This is a genomic window from Iningainema tapete BLCC-T55 (genome assembly GCF_014698965.1).
Lineage (GTDB): Bacteria > Cyanobacteriota > Cyanobacteriia > Cyanobacteriales > Nostocaceae > Iningainema > Iningainema tapete.
In genome coordinates this window covers 1-1028 of sequence record NZ_JACXAE010000006.1, presented here as the reverse complement: position 1 = coordinate 1028, position 1028 = coordinate 1, and the positions used below count along the sequence as shown (strand labels likewise).

The 1028-nt window shown below is 38.0% G+C and carries 1 protein-coding gene; it reads left to right on the top strand.

The annotated features are described in order from the left end of the window. Positions 1–361: 361 nt before the first annotated feature. Positions 362–1003, top strand: coding sequence for a patatin-like phospholipase family protein (locus ICL16_RS00430; protein ID WP_190824930.1), 642 nt, complete (start codon positions 362–364; stop codon positions 1001–1003). Positions 1004–1028 lie beyond the last annotated feature (25 nt).

Genomic DNA, 1028 nt, shown 5'->3' with positions numbered 1-1028 from the left:
GTTGTCGTTGTGAGAGACCATAACTCTACTACATCTGCCCTCTCTCTTCATCCTCTTTTTTTGGCAAAGGTATTGATATATAGTAGTCCTAAATGATTCACGAACACCAGGAAACCCGGTTTCTCAAAGAAACCGGGTTTCTATTGGCTAGCATTTGCAACTCTAATAGGATTGCTATAAATTACAATTAACTGAAAATATTACATAATTTAGTGCATTGTGAAAACACTTGTGCAAGAAATAACGAAACTGAGAAATTCCAAGCTTTCTCCACCAGTTTTCCACCTTTGAGACTTATACTTAAACTAAGTTAATTTAACTTCTATGACCTAAACTATAGCAATCATAGAAGGAGAAGAAAATGCCTTTTCGGATTTTAAGCTTAGATGGTGGGGGTATTCGAGGAATCATTTCAGCAAGGATACTAGCAGAAATTGAGCAGCAAATTAATCAGCCGTTGAATGAGTACTTTAACTTAGTTGCTGGAACTTCTACGGGGGCAATTTTAGCAGCTGCGATCGCCTTAGGACGCAGTAGTCAAGAAATTGTTGAATTATACAAACAAAAAAGCTCAATCATTTTTCCTTACAGAAGTCGTTTTTCTTTAGCACGAATTCCCTTAATTTTGAAGCACGGTTTGTCCGCTCCCAAGTTTTCAGATAATGGTTTAATTCAAGTGCTTAAACAAGCTTTTGGAAATACAACGCTTTTTGATGTCTCTTCATCATTGCTGTTGATTATTTCCTATGACACGATTAACCGAGAACCAATTATTTTTAAAAGCTGGCGTCAAGACAAAGATTATGGTAACATCCCGCTGTGGGAAGTATGCGTCAGTTCGGCATCTGCTCCAACTTATTTCCCAGCACATAAAATACCTAAAAAGGTAAACGGCACAGTGCAAAATGCATCTGCACATACGATCAAGTTGGATGAAAATGCGTCATTAGTTGCAATACCTTTGCCAAATTACGAGGATGAAACAGCTGTAGAAACAGGGTGAATACGACCTAGAGAGCTAAGTCGGG